The following is a 16,606-nucleotide window of genomic DNA, read 5'->3' as shown; positions in this document are numbered from 1 at the left end:
AAGTGCTATATAGATTATGGTGGGAGTCCCCCCGCGCCGCCAAACCTTGGCCGGATCGTGTGCGGTTATGCCTCCAGACGAAGCTGGAGGGAAGCGTCGTCTGCCTCGACGACCTTGGGCTTACGCTTTGTTGCCGCACGGCGTGCTGGCTTGGTGGTTTTCGGCCGAGTGTCGGAGCCGAGCTCGTCTGCCTCGGAGCTGGGCACCAACAGGCCGACCGCAGGCCCCGTAGCGGCTACCTCAATGACCGGCTTCGGCTTCGGCATTTCAATGGCCGGCTTGGCAGCTGACACCTCGCGGGCCTTTATAGGCTCGGGGGTGCTGGCTGGGGTTGTGGCGAATCGGATCATCAGCAAAACTCCATCTGTTCGCTTTATGTTCGCATTTGGGAGTGAGGGAGTCAATGCAGGCCAGCTATCAAGAGCGGCAGGAATAAACATCTAGAAATGAGGGCTTCGGAGAGATCTTGGGAGCTATTGAGCGAACAAGCCCTTGAGCGCATCGCGATTGGCCTTTGTTGCAAGGCACCTGCGCAACTCTAGTTGGAAAGGCTTAACTCCTTGATCTTGGTAGTGATCAAGAATGGAATGGTGCCCAGAAGAGGACTCGAACCTCCACACCCTTTCGGGTACCAGCACCTGAAGCTGGCGCGTCTACCAATTCCGCCATCTGGGCGACGGAGAGCGATGTAAGGGGGTGGCTCCTGACTGTCAACTGGGTTTTTGAAGTTTTTCTGACAGTTGGCGAGAAAGCCGCTGATCACATGGGCGGGAGTGGCGCTAGGCGGGGCATAGCGCTTCGGTGGTCACGCCCTATATAAGGGAAATATCGAAAGGAATGCCACATGCCTATTGCTCGTACGCTTCTGCTCGCCAGTCTTTTAGCTCTTCTATCGCCCGCAATCGCCGGGGCCGATTCGCTGAAGCTGGGCAAGCCGGGGGTCGGGCCGCTGAACACGGGATCGACGCTCTGCGATTTTCGCGGTTGCTTCGGTTTCGGGCCGCAGCAATGGCATCGCCCCGCCTATGTCCAGCCGAACTACCGTCCACGCGGCGCGGGGCCAACCTATTACCGGCCGGGCGCTGCCGGGCCGCCGCAGCTGACTTATGATCCGCCGCCGGTGCAAAGAGTGCAGCCGAAAGTGCGCGACATGAATAGCCATGCCGCCTGGTGCAGCAACGAATACCGCTCCTACAATCCGCGGACCGACCGTTTCCTCACCTATGAGGGCATCTACAAGACCTGCCGCTCGCCCTATCGCTGAGCCGCGTGGTTAGCTTTCGAGCGAGGCGCGGTCGACGTGGCCGAGATCGCGGCCGGGCTCGACGATGTCGCGGACCCGCTGTTTCAGCTCCTTCGGCCCGGGAAAACCGCCGTCGCGCTTGCGCTCCCAGATCAGATCGCCATTGACGCGGATCTCGAAATTGCCGCCGGTGGCGGGGATCAGCGCCACTTCGCCGAGGCTGTCGGAAAAAGTATGCAGCAGCTCCTGCGCCATCCAGCTGGCGCGCAGCAGCCAGTTGCACTGGGTGCAGTAGAGGATCGTGACGCGGGCTTTTTCGGTCATGGCGATGTCCTTTCGTTTGCTGAGATTTAAGCCCTGTGGCGCGTGCGCGCAATCGCCCTCGCAGAGCATGATGCCGAAAAGTGTGAGCGGTTTTCGGGCGACATCATGCTCTAACTATTTAATTAAGAACAGGATTCAGATTTTGGGCCGAACCGGCCTAAAGCCTCAATCCTGTTCTGGCGTCTTGCGCGCCGCCCTCCGCCATGGTCTCTTCCCGTGGTCGGCCATACCGGGAAGAACTTATGCGCGTCGCAGTCATCGAAAACATGCGGAATACCGGCCTCGGCGCGCTTGCCGCGGCCCTCGACGAGGCGGGAGCGAAGATCGAGTGGTTCCGGGTGTGGCAGGACGGCATCCTGCCGAAAGATATATCCGGCCATGACGCGCTGGTCGTTCTTGGCGGCGAGCAGAGCGCGCTGGATGACCAAACCCACCCCTATCTGCCGGAGCTCGTCCGGCTCGCGCGCCGCTTCGGCGATGCCGGCAAGGCGGTGCTCGGCATTTGCCTCGGCAGTCAGATCCTCGCCCGCGCCTATGGCGCCGACAATCACTTAGGAATCGCCCGCGAATTCGGCTGGCACGGGATCGGCGTCACCGCCGAGGGCCGGACCGATCCGCTGCTGTCGGCGCTTGGCGGCGAATTCACCATCTTCGAATGGCATGCCGATACGTTTTCCCTGCCTGAGGGCGCGGCGCGCCTCGCCTCGAGCCCCGTTGCAGAGAACCAGGCCTTCCGCATCGGCCGCGCCGTCTATGGCACCCAGTTCCATTTCGAGGCCGATTCAGCGGTCGTCGAACAATGGAAGGCCGAATTTCCCGACACGATCGCGCGCATTGCGCCGGGCTGGCTGGAGAACCATGCCGAACTGGCGGCAAGACATGGCGGAGCCGCCGATGCCGCGGGCCTTGCCATCGCGCGCGCTTGGGTCAGCCTGATCGAGCGGCAAGAGGTCGAAATGCTGTCGCAGGCCTCGGCGTGAGGGCCAATGCGATGCCCGCCAGCGAACGCGAAAAGATGGCGGCAGGCGAATGGTATTGCTGCCTCGATGACGAGCTCGATCTTTTGCGCCGGCAGGCGCGTGCCGCTGTCCACGCCCATAATACGCTGCCGCCGGACGAACGCGGCGCGATGGCGCCGGCCCTGAGGGCGCTCTTTGCGCAGGCAGCACTCGATGTCTTCATCGAGGCGCCGTTTCACTGCTCCTACGGCATCAATATCACTCTCGGCGAGCGCGTCTATTTCAATGCCGGCTGCACCATCCTCGATTCCGGCCGGGTGACGATCGGCGACCGCAGCATGTTCGGCCCCGGCGTGCAGATCTATTGCGCCGAGCATCACAAGGAGCCGGCACTGCGCAGCACAGGCATCGAGATCGCCAAGCCTGTCACCATCGGCAGCGATGTCTGGATCGGCGGCAGCGCTATCATCCTCGGCGGCGTCACGATCGGCGACGGTGCGATCGTCGGCGCCGGTGCGGTGGTAACAAGGGACGTGCCGGCCGGCGCAACCGTGGTCGGCAATCCAGCCCGCATCCGCTAGAGCAATTCCAGCAAAAGTGCGTAGCGGTTTTGCGTCCGGAATTGCGTGAAAACAACGAGATGGAGCATTTCCGTGATTCGGAGAAAACGGAAATGCGCTAGCGCCGGCAAGGCCGCCCATTCCGCGATGACCTCGACAGCGGCGAAAGCTCCGCTAGATCAGAAAGCAAAACGGGAGGACATCATGAGCGTTCGGAATTTACCCATGGAAGGCGGCTGCCGTTGCGGCCGGGTGCGATTGAAGATCAGCGCCCCGCCGCTGCTCACCATGGCCTGTCATTGCACGGGGTGCCAGAAGATGACATCGAGCGCCTATTCGCTGAGTGCGGCCATCCCCAGCGAAGGCTTCGAGGTCACGCAGAGCGAGCCGGTGATCGGCGGTCTGCATGGTTTCACGAAGCATTATTTCTGCCCGCATTGCATGAGCTGGATGTTCACCCGGCCGGAAGGCATGGACTGGTTCGTCAATCTGCGCGTGACCATGCTGGATGATCCGAGCTGGTTCACCCCTTTCATCGAGACGTGGACGAGCGAGAAGCTGTCATTCGCCGAGACCGGCGCGGTATACAGCTACACGGCGCTGCCGGAGATGGACGCCTATGAGGGGCTGGTGAAGGAGTATATGGGCAGGGGGTAAGTCAAAACTGCCTGTATTTCGCAAACGGCAAACCGTGCTTTGCGACATACTCATTTTGCTCCGCGATCGCCTCGGCGTTTTCAATTCGCCAAAGTCTTTCGCGTTCTTCGCGAGGCAGCGTTTCATCGTCGCTTGTTTTTGATCGAAGGTCGGAGCTTTGCAGCCCCTTTCGATCTTGGAATGAGTGTTTGTACCCATCACCGATCCCGGTTTGCCAGTCGTTCGGCTTTCATCGTTCATCGCAGAATCCCCTCGGAGATAACTGTTGACGGAGCCTTAACCACGTCTCTTTCGTCATGCTCGGGCCTGTCCCGAGCATCTGCAGCCGTTTGATATGTAGCAGATCCTCGGCACAAGGCCGAGGATGACGGCGAACAAAGAGCGAGGCTCGTCAACATCTAAGGAGACCTACGTCTCCTCGTCAAAAAAGCTCTGCGAAAGCCTATTCGTCGCCCATCTTCAGCGCAGCGATGAAGGCTTCCTGGGGGATTTCCACCTTGCCGAACTGGCGCATGCGCTTCTTGCCGGCCTTCTGCTTGTCGAGCAGCTTGCGCTTGCGGGTGGCGTCGCCGCCGTAGCATTTGGCGGTCACGTCCTTGCGCAGCGCCGAAATCGTCTCGCGGGCAATGACGTTGCCGCCGATCGCCGCCTGGATCGGGATCTTGAACATGTGCTTCGGGATCAGTTCCTTGAGCTTCTCGCACATGTCGCGGCCGCGCTTTTCAGCTGCCGTCCGGTGCACCATCATTGACAGCGCGTCGACCGGCTCGCCATTGACGAGGATCGACATCTTCACGAGGTTGCCCTCGCGGTGGTCGGTCAGCGTGTAGTCGAAGGAGGCATAGCCCTTCGAGATCGACTTCAGCCGGTCGTAGAAATCGAACACGACTTCGTTGAGCGGCAGGTCGTAGGTCAGCATCGCGCGCGTGCCGACATAGGTGAGTTCGATCTGAATGCCGCGCCGGTCCTGGCAGAGCTTCAGGATGCTGCCGAGATAATCGTCGGGTGTCAGGATCGTCGCGCGGATCCACGGCTCGTGGATTTCCGAGATTTTGACGACATCGGGCATGTCGGCCGGATTGTGCAGCTCGCGCTCCGTGCCGTCGGTCATAAACATCTTGTAAACGACCGAGGGTGCAGTGGCGATGAGGTCGAGGTCGAACTCGCGCTCCAGCCGTTCCTGGATGATTTCGAGATGCAGCAGGCCGAGGAAGCCGCAGCGGAAGCCGAAACCGAGAGCCGCCGACGATTCCATTTCGAAGGAGAAGGAGGCGTCGTTGAGGCGAAGCTTGCCCATGGCGGCGCGCAGATCCTCGAAATCGGCGGCGTCGACCGGGAAGAGGCCGCAGAACACCACCGGCTGCGCCGGCTTGAAGCCCGGCAGCGCCTGGGCCGTCGGCCGCTTGTCCTCGGTGATCGTGTCGCCGACGCGGGTATCGGCCACTTCCTTGATCGAGGCGGTGATGAAGCCGATCTCGCCGGGGCCGAGGCGGTCGATATTGACCATCTTCGGCGTCAGCACGCCGACGCGCTCCACCTGGTATTTCGCATCGGTGCCCATCATCCGCACCGTCTGGCCCTTGGTCAGCACGCCGTCGATGACGCGGACGAGAACCATGACGCCGAGATAGGCGTCGTACCAGCTGTCGACGAGCAGCGCCTTCAACGGCGCCTTTTCGCCGCCGGGGCTCTTCGGCGCCGGTAGCCTGTGGACGATCGCTTCCAGCACATCGGGAATGCCGAGGCCGGTCTTTGCCGAAATCAGCACCGCCTCCGAAGCGTCGATGCCGATCACCTCCTCGATCTGTTCCTTGATGCGGTCGGGTTCGGCGGCCGGCAGGTCGATCTTGTTGAGGACGGTGACGATCTCGTGGTTGTTGTCGATCGCCTGGTAGACGTTGGCAAGCGTCTGCGCTTCGACGCCCTGGCTGGCGTCGACGACGAGCAATGAGCCCTCGCAGGCCGACAGCGACCGTGAGACTTCATAGGCGAAGTCGACGTGGCCGGGCGTGTCGATCAGGTTGAGAATGTATTTCTCGCCGTTGTTCGCCTGGTAATGCAGGCGCACGGTCTGGGCCTTGATGGTGATGCCGCGCTCGCGCTCGATATCCATATTGTCGAGCACCTGCTCGGACATTTCGCGCTCGGCAAGGCCGCCCGTCGTCTGGATCAGGCGGTCGGCCAGCGTCGATTTGCCGTGGTCGATATGGGCCACGATCGAAAAGTTGCGGATATGGGACAGCGGAGTGGTGGAATTGGTGCTCATGCGCGCCATATAGCAGCGCCGCCCCCTGCCGCAAAGCGGTAATTATCCTGCTGTTTACGCTATTTCGTCCTGTGCCGGGCGCCGATCAGACCGGCCACGTCTCCAGCCGCCAGGCCGAATCCCAGAACATCCATTCATATTGCGAGGCGCGCACGAAGACATCGGTCATTTGCGCCCGCTCCACCGGCGATGCGGCGCGGGCGGCGATGTCGGTCAGCGCGATCACTTCGCGGGCACCGGCGGCAAATTGCGGATCGCCATAGGTGTTGATCCAGGCCTGGAAAGCATTGCCTTCGATAGCAGGCCGGTTCTTGATCGCTTCGCCGACATGCCAGTAGATCCAGAAGCAGGGAAGGATGGAGGACAGCGCCACCGCGTAGGAGCTGTGATAGGCGGTGGCAAGCAGGAAGTTGGTATAGGCAAAGCCGGCAGGCGAGGGTTCGGCTGATGTGACGTCGGCAGACGTCATGCCGAACTGGGTGAGGAAGCCGGCATGCAGGCCCTGCTCGACGGTGATTGCCTTCTGTGCCGAACCGAGGAAGCGCAGGACCTGCGCATTGTCGGGTGCCTTGGCCGCGACGATCGCAAGGCATCGCGCATAATGCTTGAGGTAGAGCGCATCCTGCAGGATGTAATGGCGGAAAACCTCCGGCGGCAGCGTGCCGTCCGAAAGGCGCTGCAGCAGCGGCAAGGCCTCGATTTCAGCCATGATCGGCGCGATCCTGTCCCAGGCGGCAGCCGTGAAGCTTCCCGTCAGTTCCGTGCTCTGCTTGCTGGCGTCCATCACTCTCTCCTCGGATTGCGCCGCCATATATGGACGGCGTAGCGGCGAAAGCAAGGCACGTTTGGCCGCTTTTCGTAGCCACTTGATTCCATCATCGGATAATGTATTTCTCTTATAGTAGAAATTGGACTGGAAAATGGAACCGGAACTCGAACAGGCGATCGGCATCCGCATTCGCACACTGCGGCAGGAAAAGGCTCTCACGCTCGATGAGCTGGCTACGGCCTCCGGCGTCAGCCGGGCGATGATCTCGCGCATCGAGCGGGCGGAGGCGAGCCCGACCGCCTCGCTGCTGGCGAGGATCTGTGCAGCACTCGGCTTGTCGCTGTCGGCCTTCTTTGCGGAAGACGGGCAGGCCTCGCCGCTCGCTCGCAGGCAGGAACAACAGGTCTGGCGCGATCCGGAGACCGGTTATATCAGACGGTCTGTTTCGCCCGCGGGCACGGCTTCCGATGTCGATATCGTCGAGGTCGAATTCCCGGCCGGCGCCCGCGTCAGCTTCCCCCCGCATGCGAGCGCCCATGGCATGACGCAGCATATCTGGCTGTTCGACGGCGAGCTAGAGATGACGGCGGGTGAAACCGTCTACCGGCTGCGGCCGGGCGATTGCCTCTTCATGCCGGTCGGCGAGGGCCACGTCTTCCACAATCCCGGCAACGCACCGGCGCGCTATTGCGTCGTGCTCGATCGCGGCGGCCGATAACAGCTTTCATTTCAGGAGAACAGCATGCCTGCTATTCGTATCCTTTCCGCCGAGGAGGCCCGCGCCGCCATTCCGGCTCTTTCGCAAGTGCTTGTCGATTGCGTCGCGGGTGGCGCCTCCGTCGGCTTCATGCAGCCCTATGGGCCTGAAGATGCCGAGCCCTACTGGCGCGATGTCGCCGATGCCGTCGCCGCGGGCGCCAACCTGCTGCTGGTCGCCGAACTCGACGGCAGGATCGTCGGCACGGTGCAGGTGGGGGCGGCGCAGATGCCGAACCAGCCGCATCGCGGCGACCTGAAGAAGCTGCTGGTGCACCGCTCCGCTCGCGGCAAGGGTCTCGCGCGGCTGCTGATGGATGCCGCCGAGCGTGAGGCGGCAAGCAGCGGCAAGACCCTGCTCGTGCTCGACACGGCAACCGGCAGCGATGCCGAGGCGATCTATCCGCGCCTGGGCTGGCAGCGCGTCGGCGTCATCCCCGATTATGCGCTGTGGCCAGAAGGCGGCTTCTGCGACACCACGCTGTTCTATAAGCGGCTCGCCTGATTGCGCCGGCCCCGCTCAAGCCGGCCTGGCGAAGACAGGAAGCGCGCTGCCGAGCGTCGCGCCCGCCGTCCATTGCGCCGCATTCCAGCCGAATTGCCGAGCTGCTTCGATATTCACTGCCATATCGTCGATGAAGGCGATTTCGCCGGGCAGCACGCCGGCCCGCTCGGTCGCCAGCCGGAAGAAATCCGGGGAAGGTTTGCTGTGTCCGAGTGCTGCGGAATAGATGATGTCGTCGAAATGTGCGTTAAGGCCGATCTGCTCCATCAAGTAGCGTGCCCGCCTATGCTCCTGGTTGGTCGCCAGCAGGAGAGTGATGCCGCTTTGCCTGAGAGCGGTAAGGTCTTCGAGGAGATTGCGATCGAGGCGGGAATCGTTTTCGAACCAGTAATCGATCAGCGTCGCGGCGCTGAGATGGGGCGCGATCTTTGCGAGTACGCCGGCGAGCCGCGGCTCCAGCGCCTCGCGGCCGATGATGATATCGCCCCAGTGGGTCTGAAAGAATTCCTGCTGCAGCAGGTCGAGGCGCAGGCCGAGATCGCGCTCGAGATAGGTGAAGTGAGGCAGGCCATCGATCGGGCGACCATGAATGAGCACGCCGTCGACATCGACCATTAGCACTTTCATGCGAAAAATTTCCTCGTTCTCAAAACACCGGCGAAGGTGGCGTCATTATTCCAGACGATCAAGGCCCCGCGCCGCTTTTTTGTCAGGGCCGAGCCGTGTAAATCTCCATTGTCAATCAAGGGCAGGATCTGAAATGCGCGTCATCTATTCCGAGGATCACAAGCTGCGCGATGCCAGGACGGAGCTGCACGCAGGCCAACTGGTGACGCCCTTCGAGGCGCCGTTTCGTGCCGAATGGATCCTGGCGGCGGTCAAGCAGGCGGGCTTCACCGACGTCGTGGCGCCCGATCCGCACGGGTTGGAAACGGCTCGAAAAGTACATGATCCCGCCTATCTGGATTTTCTCGCCACGGTCTGGGACCGCTGGATGGCGGCTGGTTTCACCGGCGAGGCGATCGCCAATTCCTTTGCCGTTCGCCGCACCAGCCAGCGTGTACCCGACAATATCGTCGGCGCGATCGGCCACTACGCCAATGCCGCCGATACCTCGATCACCAAGGGCTCCTACGAGGCGGCGATCGCTTCCATGCGCTGTGCTATATCAGGCGCCGACTGGCTGACGCAGGGCAATCGCTTCGCCTTCGCGCTCTGCCGCCCGCCCGGGCACCATGCCGGCATCGATCTCTTCGGCGGCTATTGCTTCATCAATAATTCAGGTGTCGCAGCGCAGCGGCTGCTCGATAGCGGTGCGAGGAAGGTCGCGGTGCTGGATGTCGATTTCCATCATGGCAACGGCACCCAGGATCTGTTCTATTGCCGCGGCGATGTCTTCACCGCCTCGCTGCATGGCGATCCCATGCAGGCCTTTCCCTATTTCCTCGGCCATGCCGACGAGGAAGGCGAGGGGGAGGGTGCCGGCGCCAACCGCAACTATCCGATGCCGCCGGGCACGCCTTGGGATATCTGGTCTTCGGCCCTTGCCGATGCGCTCACCCGCATCAAGACATTCGGCGCCGAGGCGGTCGTCGTGGCGCTCGGCGTCGATACCTTCGAGCGCGATCCGATCTCCTTCTTCAGCCTCACCTCGGACGATTTCACCCGCATGGGCGCGATGATATCAGCCACCGGCTTGCCGGTGCTCGCCTGCATGGAGGGCGGTTACGGCGTGCCGGAGATTGGCCTTAACGTCGCCAACGTCCTCAAGGGTCTGGAAGCCTGATCACCGCCGATGACCGACGAGACCGTTCCATCCGATATCCCGACATCCCGCATGCTGAGTTGGGCGCGCAACTCCGCTATCTATCGCCTGGAGCGACGGATGATGACGGAAAAGCAGCTGTTTGACGCCATCAGCCGCAAGGCGAAGGAGAAATTCGAGGATATCAGCGCGGCGCAACTCAAGGCCATCGCCGATTTCGCGGTCAAATTTGCCTATGACAACAAGGTGCTCGACGACAGCGCCTATGCGGAGATCAGCACGCGCTCTGCCGTGCGCGGCGGTAAATCGAAGCGCGCGATCGCCCAGAAGCTAGCTGCCAAGGGCGTCTCCAGCGACAAGGTCGAGGCTGCACTTGAAGAGGCTGACGATCTCTATGCCGCAGCGATATTTGCCCGCAAGCGCGCCTTCGGCCCCTTCCGCCGGGTCGAGCTTGACGAAAAGCGAAAGGCCAAAGAGCTTTCGGCTTTCGCCCGCAACGGCTTCAGCTTCGATATCGGCAGGAAGATCTTCGACATGAGCTTCGAAGACGCGGAAGAGGTCATCCTCGCCGGCCGATCTTTGGTGCCTCAGCATCAGCGCTCTTGATCCCGGCATGAAAAGATTGAATTTGGTTCTCCCCCGTCTTCGGCTTAGAACCGCGCCAGGATCGGGGGCCACATGGACATCAAGAATATCGAGACCGGCACGGATGGCGCAGCCTTGATTGCGCAGCCGGGCGTATCGTCGGCTTCTGGCGGCTTGGCGGCCGGTGTCGCGATGTGCCTGATGTCGATGTCATCGATCCAGTTCGGCGCGGCACTGTCTTCGTCAGCCATTGCGACCTATGGCGTTGCCGGCGCCACTTGGCTGCGGCTTGCTTTCGCGGCGATCATCCTTGCCGCCGTCGTCAGGCCTTCGGTGCTGCGTTATAGCGGCGCCCAATGGCGGGCGACATTGCTGCTCGGCACGACGACGGCTGCCATGACGCTGTGCTTCTTCGCTGCGATCCAGCGGCTGCCGCTCGGCCTGGCGATCGCCATCGATTTCCTCGGGCCGCTCTCGGTCGCCGTCTTCGGCTATGGCCTGAGCTGGCGGCTTACCTGGCCGTTGATCGCTGCGGCCGGTATTCTCTTCCTCGCCCATGACGGCGAAGGCTGGGTCGGCAATTCCTCAGGCGTCCTCTTTGCCCTCGGCTCGGCTGTCGGATGGGCGGTCTATATCCTGCTGACGAAGAAGGTCGGCGCTGCCTTCAAGGGGCTGGAAGGCCTCTCCATGTCGCTGCTCGTCGCCGGCCTCGTCGCAACACCCTTCGGTCTGGCTGAGACAGGGGCCGCCTTCACAGTGAAGGGACTGGTCGAGGTTCTCGGCCTTGCCATTCTCGTGCCGCTCTTGCCCTATGCGCTGGAGATGGTGGCGCTGCGGCGCATGCCGTCGGCATCCTTCGGCATCCTGATGAGCCTCGAACCGGCGCTCGGCGCTCTCGCCGGCTTTCTCATCCTCGCCCAGCCGATGACCGCGCTGCAGATGCTGGGTACGGCGCTCGTCGTGGCGGCCAGCGCCGGCGCCACCGCCTCGGCGGCGAAGACCTAGAAAAGTGTCAGCGTTCTTTGGGGAACGCCGTCTCTATAAGATGGATCAGGCGGGTTTGCGGGCGGGATCGTCGAGCGCCGGATTGTAGAACAGCGACAGTATCAGGCTCTTGGCGATCCGCTCCGCCGTTGCCATGAACCAGGCCTTGGCCTCCGGCGTTGGCGCGATATCGTCAAGCGTTGCGGCAAACAGCGACAGCCACTTCGGAAAGAGATCGGGTGTCAGGTTCTGGACACCCGTATGCGCCTGCACCGGCTTGCCACCATAGGCGCCGCTGCGGAAGGCAACGGCCGACCAGAAGCTCTTCATTTTCGCCATATGCTCCGGCCAGCGCCCGGATAGCCTGGCGTCGAACACCGGGCCGAGATCGGGATGCGCGAGCACGCGCCCGTAAAAGGTCTCGACCAGCCTGTCGATGAAGGCCGCGTCGACGCCCATTTCCCGCATCTCCGCCTCCGCCCTTTCGCGGATCGCCGCGACATGGGCAGGGCGGCCCTGAATGTCATTGTCCATTCCAAAACCCCGGCGCCGCGTGATGCGGCGCCCTCTCATATAGGTATTTATGGCAGCGCGCCAAAGTCGTCCGCGCCGCTTGCGGCAATCTGTCAGCAGCCTGCGGCGCCGCGCGTCTTTTCGAGGCGCGCAAAGGACGCTGTAGCACTTTGAATTGCCTCACGCACTTGACCGCCATCGCCGCGTTCTTTAGATTTAGAATAATTCTAAAGAATGGAGAAGATCATGCTGGCGCGGTTTTTCAGATCCTCGAAACGATCTTTCGAGTCGCTGTCCGAGCAGGAGATCCTTGCCCTTGGGATCGCCTCGGAGGAAGACGATGCCCGCATCTATCTTGCCTATGCTGACAGGCTGCGCCGCGATTTTCCGGCCTCGGCCAAGGTCTTCGAGGATATGGCCGAGGTTGAGGATACGCACCGAAAATCGTTGATCGAAATCCATCGCCAGCGTTTCGGCGAGCGCATTCCGTTGATCCGGCGCGAGCATGTGCAGGGTTTTTACGAGCGCAAGCCCGACTGGCTCAGGGCAAACCTTTCGCTGGATGCGATGCGGCAGGAAACCGAGGCGATGGAGGAGCAGGCCTATCGTTTCTATGTCGAGGCGGCAAAACGGACCTCGGATGCCTCGACGCGTGAGCTTCTCGGCGACCTCGCCCTCGCCGAACAGGGGCATGAGGATATCGCCCGTATGCTGGGCGACAAACATACGCCCGAAGACGTCAAGCATGACGAGGACGCGACGGTGCATCGGCAATTCGTACTGACCTACGTGCAGCCAGGCCTTGCCGGGCTGATGGACGGCTCGGTCTCGACGCTGGCGCCGATCTTCGCCGCCGCCTTTGCCACCCAGGATACCTGGCAGACCTTTCTCGTCGGTCTTTCGGCCTCCGTCGGCGCCGGCATCTCGATGGGCTTCACCGAGGCCGCCCATGACGACGGCAAGATCTCCGGCAGAGGCTCGCCGGTCAAACGCGGCCTTGCCTGCGGCATCATGACGGCGCTCGGCGGTCTCGGCCACGCGCTGCCCTATCTGATCCCGCATTTCTGGACGGCAACGATCACCGCCGCCATCGTCGTCTTCTTCGAACTCTGGGCCATCGCCTTCATCCAGAACCGCTACATGGAAACCCCTTTCCTGCGCGCCGCCTTCCAGGTGGTGCTCGGGGGCGGCCTGGTGCTCGGGGCGGGTATCCTGATCGGGAATGGGTGAGGAGCGGTCGGGCGCAGCCCGAGCAATCGATCCAGCGAATCGATTGCAGCGACGAACGCCCTGAGCCCAAAGCGAAGGGCCGGGAGACGGTGCGGCATCCCAAACCAACAAAACAAAAAGGCCGGCAAACCGCCGGCCTTTCCACATTCTCTATTGCAACCCTTACCGCAGCGCGCCGACCAGGACGTCGCGGCCGTTCTCGATGGTGACCCAGCGGCCGGCATTGTAGCTCGACTGGCGCTTGACGAAGGAATAGGGCGTCCCAAACCACGGCTTGACGTCGGAAGCGAGGTTGTCGAGCACGAAATCGCCCTCGGCGGTGCGCAGCGTCAGCACGGCATGGCCTTCGCCGTCCGGCTTGCGCACGACGGTCATCAGCAGGTCGGCAGCCGAAAAGCCGCGCTGGATCAGCATGCGGCGCTTCAAGAGCGCGAAATCTTCGCAGTCGCCGGCGGTGGTCGGATAGGCCCAGACCTCATCCTTGCCGTAGATTTCCTTGTCGGTCATCGGCGTGATCGTGCGATTGACCGTGGCGTTGACCGAACGCACGAGCGACCACTTCCCCGGGTTCATGGCGACCGGGCCTGCGTTGCGGTTTGCGCCGCATTCACTGCGGTGGATCTGACAGAAATCGTAGTGGCCGATCGGCTGTGAGGTGGCATTGCCCGTTACCATTGAAGCATTTCTGCTTGGGGCCGGTATGGCGGCCGTCGCCATCGCAAACACGGCCATCATGGCCACAAAGATACCCTTGATCCGCACGCCCGCTCTTTCCTTGCATCGCCCCTTATTTATTAACAAAGTGTTAATGGAGAGGGGCCAAAAGAGTCAATCGTTACTTCTTGGGAGGACCTTGCGACTCGCCGACATGGTTAAAATGCAACGGCTTGGGGACCTGCAGCAGGCGAATTTATCCGCCTCTGCCATTCAGGCGGGCATCTGCCTATTTGTTGATGAACGGATGATGCCTTTGACGGCACTCAGGAGAAGCGCGATATCGCCGGGGCGTGAAAGGCGATGGTCGCCGTCGCGGACGAAGGTCAGCACCACGTCGTCGGCGGGAAGATGTTCGACCAGTTTCATCGCATGCGCATGCGGCACGTCGGCGTCTTTCATGCCCTGGAGAATGTGCACCGGGCAGCCGGTTTCGATGATGCCGTCGAGCACCCGGTTCTTTCGGCCGTCCTCGATCAGCGCCCGCGTATAGATGTTGGGTTCCGGGCTGTATTGAGAACGCTCTTCGAAATAGCCGCGCTCGGCCAGCGATTTGCGCTCTTTCGCCTTGAGGTTCGGCTCGATCAGCTCCGAGGTGAAATCGGGCGCCGGCGCAATCAGCACCATGCCTGCGAGCTTTGGGAGCGTCACGCCGCCCTGCCGCGCAAGCTCCTGCGCCAGCCTGAGCGCGATCCAGCCGCCCATCGACGAGCCGACGAGGATCACCCGATCGGGCGCGACATGACGGATGACGGCAAGCGCCTCCTCCAGCCAGCGCGAGATCGTGCCCTCGCCGAAATTGCCGCCGGAAAGTCCGTGGCCGGAATAGTCGAGGCGGATGCAGGCGAGCCCAAGTTCCGCCGCCAGCCCGTCGAGTTCCACCGCCTTGGTGCCGCTCATGTCGGAGCGGTAGCCGGACAGCCAGACCAGCGCCGGCGCGCCATTGCCGGCCTGCGCCGGGCGGACGAGCATGGCGATCTGACGCGCCGCCTCGCCCTCGCCAACCGTCAGGAACTGCGGCGCGGAATCGGGCATCTGATCGGACATCGGCGAAACTCCTGTTGTTTTGGCCTATAAAACAGATTCTTGGCAGGCTGACAGCGGGTGATTTTTCCGTTAAAGGATGATATTGACTCCGTTGCAGCGATGACGCGACACGTTTGTGCCCCTGATCGGGAGCGCGATGCTGCAACGTTCCGAAAACAACGCGAGGAGAATACGACCATTCGCAGACCTTTTAAAACCGATGCGCCCGTGAAGGACGGACCGCGCTCGAACCGTGAAATCCGCATTCCCAAAGTTCAGCTGATCGGGGCTGATGGACAGAATGTCGGCATCGTGCCCACCGACCAGGCTTTGAAAATGGCGGAAGAAGCCGGCCTCGATCTCGTCGAAATTTCCCCCAATGTCGAACCGCCGGTGTGCAAGATCCTCGATCTGGGCAAGCTGAAATATGCCAACCAGAAGAAGGCTGCCGAGGCGCGCAAGAAGCAGAAGATCGTCGAAGTCAAAGAAATCAAGATGCGCCCGAACATCGACACCCATGATTATGAGGTGAAGATGAAGGCGATGGGTCGCTTCTTCGACGAAGGCGACAAGGTCAAGGTGACGCTGAAGTTCCGCGGCCGCGAAATGGCCCACCAGGAACTCGGCATGAAGCTTCTGCAGCAGGTCAAGGCCGATACGATCGAGTTCGCCAAGGTCGAAGCCGAACCCAAGCTTGAAGGCCGCCAGATGATGATGGTGCTGGCGCCGAAATAAGCGCCAGGCAGTTTTTCGCCCAAGGCCGTCCGCAAGGGCGGCTTTTGTGCTTTCTGCCATTCTGCTTTGGGCCGGTGTATTTTGGGAGGCGCGAAGATTCCTCCGCGGCCCCGTTGCACTTTCATGACGCTGCGGTTATAAGCGCGCGTCCGAACTGACCGGCAGGGCATGCCGTGGCAGTTTCGAATGCTTGCGGAACGGTTCGTCGCCGATGCCGCAGATCAACAACAAACGCTCCCGCACCTTGTTGCGACGGCCGGAGAACCGGACTTCGCGGGAAGGGCTTTTTTGATGAAGCGCGCAGGGAGGACAGAAGGAGTAGCAAAATGCCCAAGATGAAGACGAAGTCCTCTGCCAAGAAGCGGTTCAAGATCACCGCGTCAGGCAAGGTCAAGGCTGCCGCTGCCGGCAAGCGCCATGGCATGATCAAGCGTTCCAACAAGTTCATTCGCGATGCACGTGGCACCATGGTTCTCGCAGAACCGGATGGCCGCAAGGTTATCAAGAATTACCTGCCGAACGGTCTCTGAGACTCGTCCGCGAACGCTAGATTTAAGGAGATCATGATATGGCACGTGTAAAAAGAGGCGTCACCTCTCACGCCAAGCACAAGAAGGTTCTGAAGGCCGCAAAGGGCTTTTACGGCCGCCGCAAGAACACCATCCGTACCGCCAAGGCTGCAGTCGATCGTTCGAAGCAGTACGCCTACCGCGACCGCAAGGTCAACAAGCGCAACTTCCGTGCGCTTTGGATCCAGCGTATCAACGCCGCTGTGCGTGAATTCGGCCTGACCTACGGCCGCTTCATCGACGGCCTGAACAAGGCTGGCATCGAAGTCGACCGCAAGGTTCTCTCCGACATGGCGATCCACGAGCCGGAAGCATTCGGCGCGCTGGTCAGCGCTGCCAAGAAGGCTCTTGAATACCTCAAGGAAGCCGGCACGACGAACGAGTTTGAAGGCGCGGTCAAGTAACCAGCGCTTCCCAAGCTTTTGAATTTATGATTTTGGGAAACC

General features: G+C 61.6%; 21 protein-coding genes, 1 tRNA gene and 1 pseudogene. 13 read left to right on the top strand and 10 right to left on the bottom strand.

The window, feature by feature from the left end; all coding sequences use genetic code 11:
* Positions 1-65: 65 nt before the first annotated feature.
* Together ACM5SV_RS17055 and ACM5SV_RS17050 are read right to left on the bottom strand one after the other, a co-directional pair.
* Positions 66-350, bottom strand: a complete 285-nt coding sequence (locus tag ACM5SV_RS17055; RefSeq protein WP_017995735.1) for a hypothetical protein — start codon at positions 348-350, stop codon at positions 66-68.
* 238 nt (positions 351-588) lie between these two features.
* Positions 589-675: transfer RNA gene (locus ACM5SV_RS17050), tRNA-Leu, on the bottom strand.
* Between the two features lie 169 nt (positions 676-844).
* Between ACM5SV_RS17050 and ACM5SV_RS17045 the strand changes: the two genes are divergently transcribed.
* Positions 845-1,264 carry a BA14K family protein gene (locus ACM5SV_RS17045; RefSeq protein WP_017995736.1) on the top strand — a complete coding sequence of 140 codons (420 nt, stop codon included), beginning with the start codon at positions 845-847 and terminating at the stop codon, positions 1,262-1,264.
* Positions 1,265-1,273: 9 nt separating this feature from the next.
* On the opposite strand, the gene ACM5SV_RS17040 is transcribed toward ACM5SV_RS17045, so the two are convergent.
* Positions 1,274-1,567 carry a SelT/SelW/SelH family protein gene (locus ACM5SV_RS17040; RefSeq protein ID WP_003544579.1) on the bottom strand — a complete coding sequence of 98 codons (294 nt, stop codon included), beginning with the start codon at positions 1,565-1,567 and terminating at the stop codon, positions 1,274-1,276.
* A 203-nt stretch (positions 1,568-1,770) separates the two neighbouring features.
* Here ACM5SV_RS17040 and ACM5SV_RS17035 point away from each other — a divergent pair, with 203 nt between their 5' ends.
* The 3 genes from ACM5SV_RS17035 to ACM5SV_RS17025 all read left to right on the top strand — a co-directional run bounded on the left by ACM5SV_RS17035 (position 1,771) and on the right by ACM5SV_RS17025 (position 3,743).
* On the top strand, positions 1,771-2,547 hold the full coding sequence (locus tag ACM5SV_RS17035; protein ID WP_222015090.1) for a type 1 glutamine amidotransferase: 777 nt from the start codon (positions 1,771-1,773) through the stop codon (positions 2,545-2,547).
* Between the two features lie 11 nt (positions 2,548-2,558).
* Positions 2,559-3,107, top strand: a complete 549-nt coding sequence (locus tag ACM5SV_RS17030; RefSeq protein ID WP_017995739.1) for a sugar O-acetyltransferase — start codon at positions 2,559-2,561, stop codon at positions 3,105-3,107.
* 183 nt (positions 3,108-3,290) lie between these two features.
* On the top strand, positions 3,291-3,743 hold the full coding sequence (locus ACM5SV_RS17025) for a GFA family protein (protein ID WP_222015091.1): 453 nt from the start codon (positions 3,291-3,293) through the stop codon (positions 3,741-3,743).
* A gap of 1 nt (position 3,744) precedes the next feature.
* On the opposite strand, the pseudogene ACM5SV_RS17020 reads toward ACM5SV_RS17025, so the two are convergent.
* The 3 genes and pseudogenes from ACM5SV_RS17020 to tenA form a co-directional block, all read right to left on the bottom strand.
* Positions 3,745-3,855, bottom strand: a pseudogene (locus ACM5SV_RS17020) (type II toxin-antitoxin system CcdA family antitoxin); the annotation flags it as partial.
* Positions 3,856-4,185: 330 nt separating this feature from the next.
* Positions 4,186-6,018, bottom strand: a complete 1,833-nt coding sequence (lepA, locus tag ACM5SV_RS17015; protein WP_012759770.1) for a translation elongation factor 4 — start codon at positions 6,016-6,018, stop codon at positions 4,186-4,188.
* A gap of 76 nt (positions 6,019-6,094) precedes the next feature.
* The gene (tenA, locus tag ACM5SV_RS17010; protein ID WP_222015104.1) at positions 6,095-6,793 is read right to left on the bottom strand and encodes a thiaminase II; all 699 of its coding nucleotides are present in this window, start codon (positions 6,791-6,793) and stop codon (positions 6,095-6,097) included.
* 136 nt (positions 6,794-6,929) lie between these two features.
* Between tenA and ACM5SV_RS17005 the strand changes: the two genes are divergently transcribed.
* Complete coding sequence (locus tag ACM5SV_RS17005) at positions 6,930-7,496, top strand: helix-turn-helix domain-containing protein (protein WP_026157537.1); 567 nt, start codon at positions 6,930-6,932, stop codon at positions 7,494-7,496.
* Positions 7,497-7,520: 24 nt separating this feature from the next.
* The gene (locus ACM5SV_RS17000) at positions 7,521-8,039 is read left to right on the top strand and encodes a GNAT family N-acetyltransferase (protein ID WP_222015105.1); all 519 of its coding nucleotides are present in this window, start codon (positions 7,521-7,523) and stop codon (positions 8,037-8,039) included.
* Between the two features lie 15 nt (positions 8,040-8,054).
* On the opposite strand, the gene ACM5SV_RS16995 is transcribed toward ACM5SV_RS17000, so the two are convergent.
* A complete protein-coding gene (locus ACM5SV_RS16995; RefSeq protein WP_222015107.1) occupies positions 8,055-8,666 on the bottom strand; it encodes an HAD-IA family hydrolase in 612 nt (203 codons plus the stop codon).
* Between the two features lie 133 nt (positions 8,667-8,799).
* Here ACM5SV_RS16995 and ACM5SV_RS16990 point away from each other — a divergent pair, with 133 nt between their 5' ends.
* From ACM5SV_RS16990 to ACM5SV_RS16980, 3 genes are all read left to right on the top strand, one after another.
* Positions 8,800-9,825 carry a histone deacetylase family protein gene (locus ACM5SV_RS16990; RefSeq protein ID WP_222015109.1) on the top strand — a complete coding sequence of 342 codons (1,026 nt, stop codon included), beginning with the start codon at positions 8,800-8,802 and terminating at the stop codon, positions 9,823-9,825.
* Between the two features lie 9 nt (positions 9,826-9,834).
* Positions 9,835-10,410, top strand: a complete 576-nt coding sequence (gene recX / locus ACM5SV_RS16985) for a recombination regulator RecX (protein ID WP_017995748.1) — start codon at positions 9,835-9,837, stop codon at positions 10,408-10,410.
* 72 nt (positions 10,411-10,482) lie between these two features.
* The gene (locus ACM5SV_RS16980) at positions 10,483-11,394 is read left to right on the top strand and encodes an EamA family transporter (protein WP_017995749.1); all 912 of its coding nucleotides are present in this window, start codon (positions 10,483-10,485) and stop codon (positions 11,392-11,394) included.
* A 45-nt stretch (positions 11,395-11,439) separates the two neighbouring features.
* On the opposite strand, the gene ACM5SV_RS16975 is transcribed toward ACM5SV_RS16980, so the two are convergent.
* Entirely contained in the window at positions 11,440-11,907 is a 468-nt protein-coding gene (locus ACM5SV_RS16975) for a group III truncated hemoglobin (RefSeq protein WP_003544609.1), read from the bottom strand.
* 225 nt (positions 11,908-12,132) lie between these two features.
* On the opposite strand from ACM5SV_RS16975, the gene mbfA reads away from it, so the two are divergent.
* Positions 12,133-13,116 (top strand): iron exporter MbfA, encoded by a 984-nt coding sequence (mbfA, locus tag ACM5SV_RS16970; protein WP_128406995.1) that lies wholly within the window; start codon positions 12,133-12,135, stop codon positions 13,114-13,116.
* A gap of 162 nt (positions 13,117-13,278) precedes the next feature.
* Here the strand turns inward: mbfA and ACM5SV_RS16965 are convergent, their stop codons facing one another.
* Positions 13,279-13,878 carry a transglutaminase-like cysteine peptidase gene (locus ACM5SV_RS16965; protein ID WP_012759779.1) on the bottom strand — a complete coding sequence of 200 codons (600 nt, stop codon included), beginning with the start codon at positions 13,876-13,878 and terminating at the stop codon, positions 13,279-13,281.
* 165 nt (positions 13,879-14,043) lie between these two features.
* Complete coding sequence (locus ACM5SV_RS16960; RefSeq protein ID WP_128406994.1) at positions 14,044-14,877, bottom strand: alpha/beta hydrolase; 834 nt, start codon at positions 14,875-14,877, stop codon at positions 14,044-14,046.
* A gap of 177 nt (positions 14,878-15,054) precedes the next feature.
* Here ACM5SV_RS16960 and infC point away from each other — a divergent pair, with 177 nt between their 5' ends.
* The 3 genes from infC to rplT all read left to right on the top strand — a co-directional run bounded on the left by infC (position 15,055) and on the right by rplT (position 16,564).
* Entirely contained in the window at positions 15,055-15,591 is a 537-nt protein-coding gene (gene infC, locus ACM5SV_RS16955) for a translation initiation factor IF-3 (RefSeq protein ID WP_072640862.1), read from the top strand.
* A gap of 326 nt (positions 15,592-15,917) precedes the next feature.
* Positions 15,918-16,121, top strand: a complete 204-nt coding sequence (gene rpmI, locus ACM5SV_RS16950) for a 50S ribosomal protein L35 (protein ID WP_012759782.1) — start codon at positions 15,918-15,920, stop codon at positions 16,119-16,121.
* 38 nt (positions 16,122-16,159) lie between these two features.
* On the top strand, positions 16,160-16,564 hold the full coding sequence (gene rplT / locus ACM5SV_RS16945) for a 50S ribosomal protein L20 (protein ID WP_012759783.1): 405 nt from the start codon (positions 16,160-16,162) through the stop codon (positions 16,562-16,564).
* Positions 16,565-16,606 lie beyond the last annotated feature (42 nt).

Origin of the sequence: Rhizobium sp. CRRU65, from assembly GCF_048551595.1 — a bacterium.
GTDB lineage: Bacteria > Pseudomonadota > Alphaproteobacteria > Rhizobiales > Rhizobiaceae > Rhizobium > Rhizobium leguminosarum_J.
Note: the sequence above shows the minus strand (reverse complement) of the source record. Positions and strands in the feature narration are given on the sequence as shown.

Bases quoted from the DNA above. Each gene is read 5' to 3' on its own strand.
- ACM5SV_RS17055 (WP_017995735.1), bottom strand. From the start codon at position 350: ATGATCCGATTCGCCACAACCCCAGCCAGCACCCCCGAGCCTATAAAG.
- ACM5SV_RS17045 (WP_017995736.1), top strand. From the start codon at position 845: ATGCCTATTGCTCGTACGCTTCTGCTCGCCAGTCTTTTAGCTCTTCTA.
- ACM5SV_RS17040 (WP_003544579.1), bottom strand. From the start codon at position 1,567: ATGACCGAAAAAGCCCGCGTCACGATCCTCTACTGCACCCAGTGCAAC.
- ACM5SV_RS17035 (WP_222015090.1), top strand. From the start codon at position 1,771: ATGGTCTCTTCCCGTGGTCGGCCATACCGGGAAGAACTTATGCGCGTC.
- ACM5SV_RS17030 (WP_017995739.1), top strand. From the start codon at position 2,559: ATGCCCGCCAGCGAACGCGAAAAGATGGCGGCAGGCGAATGGTATTGC.
- ACM5SV_RS17025 (WP_222015091.1), top strand. From the start codon at position 3,291: ATGAGCGTTCGGAATTTACCCATGGAAGGCGGCTGCCGTTGCGGCCGG.
- lepA (WP_012759770.1), bottom strand. From the start codon at position 6,018: ATGGCGCGCATGAGCACCAATTCCACCACTCCGCTGTCCCATATCCGC.
- tenA (WP_222015104.1), bottom strand. From the start codon at position 6,793: ATGGACGCCAGCAAGCAGAGCACGGAACTGACGGGAAGCTTCACGGCT.
- ACM5SV_RS17005 (WP_026157537.1), top strand. From the start codon at position 6,930: ATGGAACCGGAACTCGAACAGGCGATCGGCATCCGCATTCGCACACTG.
- ACM5SV_RS17000 (WP_222015105.1), top strand. From the start codon at position 7,521: ATGCCTGCTATTCGTATCCTTTCCGCCGAGGAGGCCCGCGCCGCCATT.
- ACM5SV_RS16995 (WP_222015107.1), bottom strand. From the start codon at position 8,666: ATGAAAGTGCTAATGGTCGATGTCGACGGCGTGCTCATTCATGGTCGC.
- ACM5SV_RS16990 (WP_222015109.1), top strand. From the start codon at position 8,800: ATGCGCGTCATCTATTCCGAGGATCACAAGCTGCGCGATGCCAGGACG.
- recX (WP_017995748.1), top strand. From the start codon at position 9,835: ATGACCGACGAGACCGTTCCATCCGATATCCCGACATCCCGCATGCTG.
- ACM5SV_RS16980 (WP_017995749.1), top strand. From the start codon at position 10,483: ATGGACATCAAGAATATCGAGACCGGCACGGATGGCGCAGCCTTGATT.
- ACM5SV_RS16975 (WP_003544609.1), bottom strand. From the start codon at position 11,907: ATGGACAATGACATTCAGGGCCGCCCTGCCCATGTCGCGGCGATCCGC.
- mbfA (WP_128406995.1), top strand. From the start codon at position 12,133: ATGCTGGCGCGGTTTTTCAGATCCTCGAAACGATCTTTCGAGTCGCTG.
- ACM5SV_RS16960 (WP_128406994.1), bottom strand. From the start codon at position 14,877: ATGTCCGATCAGATGCCCGATTCCGCGCCGCAGTTCCTGACGGTTGGC.
- rpmI (WP_012759782.1), top strand. From the start codon at position 15,918: ATGCCCAAGATGAAGACGAAGTCCTCTGCCAAGAAGCGGTTCAAGATC.
- rplT (WP_012759783.1), top strand. From the start codon at position 16,160: ATGGCACGTGTAAAAAGAGGCGTCACCTCTCACGCCAAGCACAAGAAG.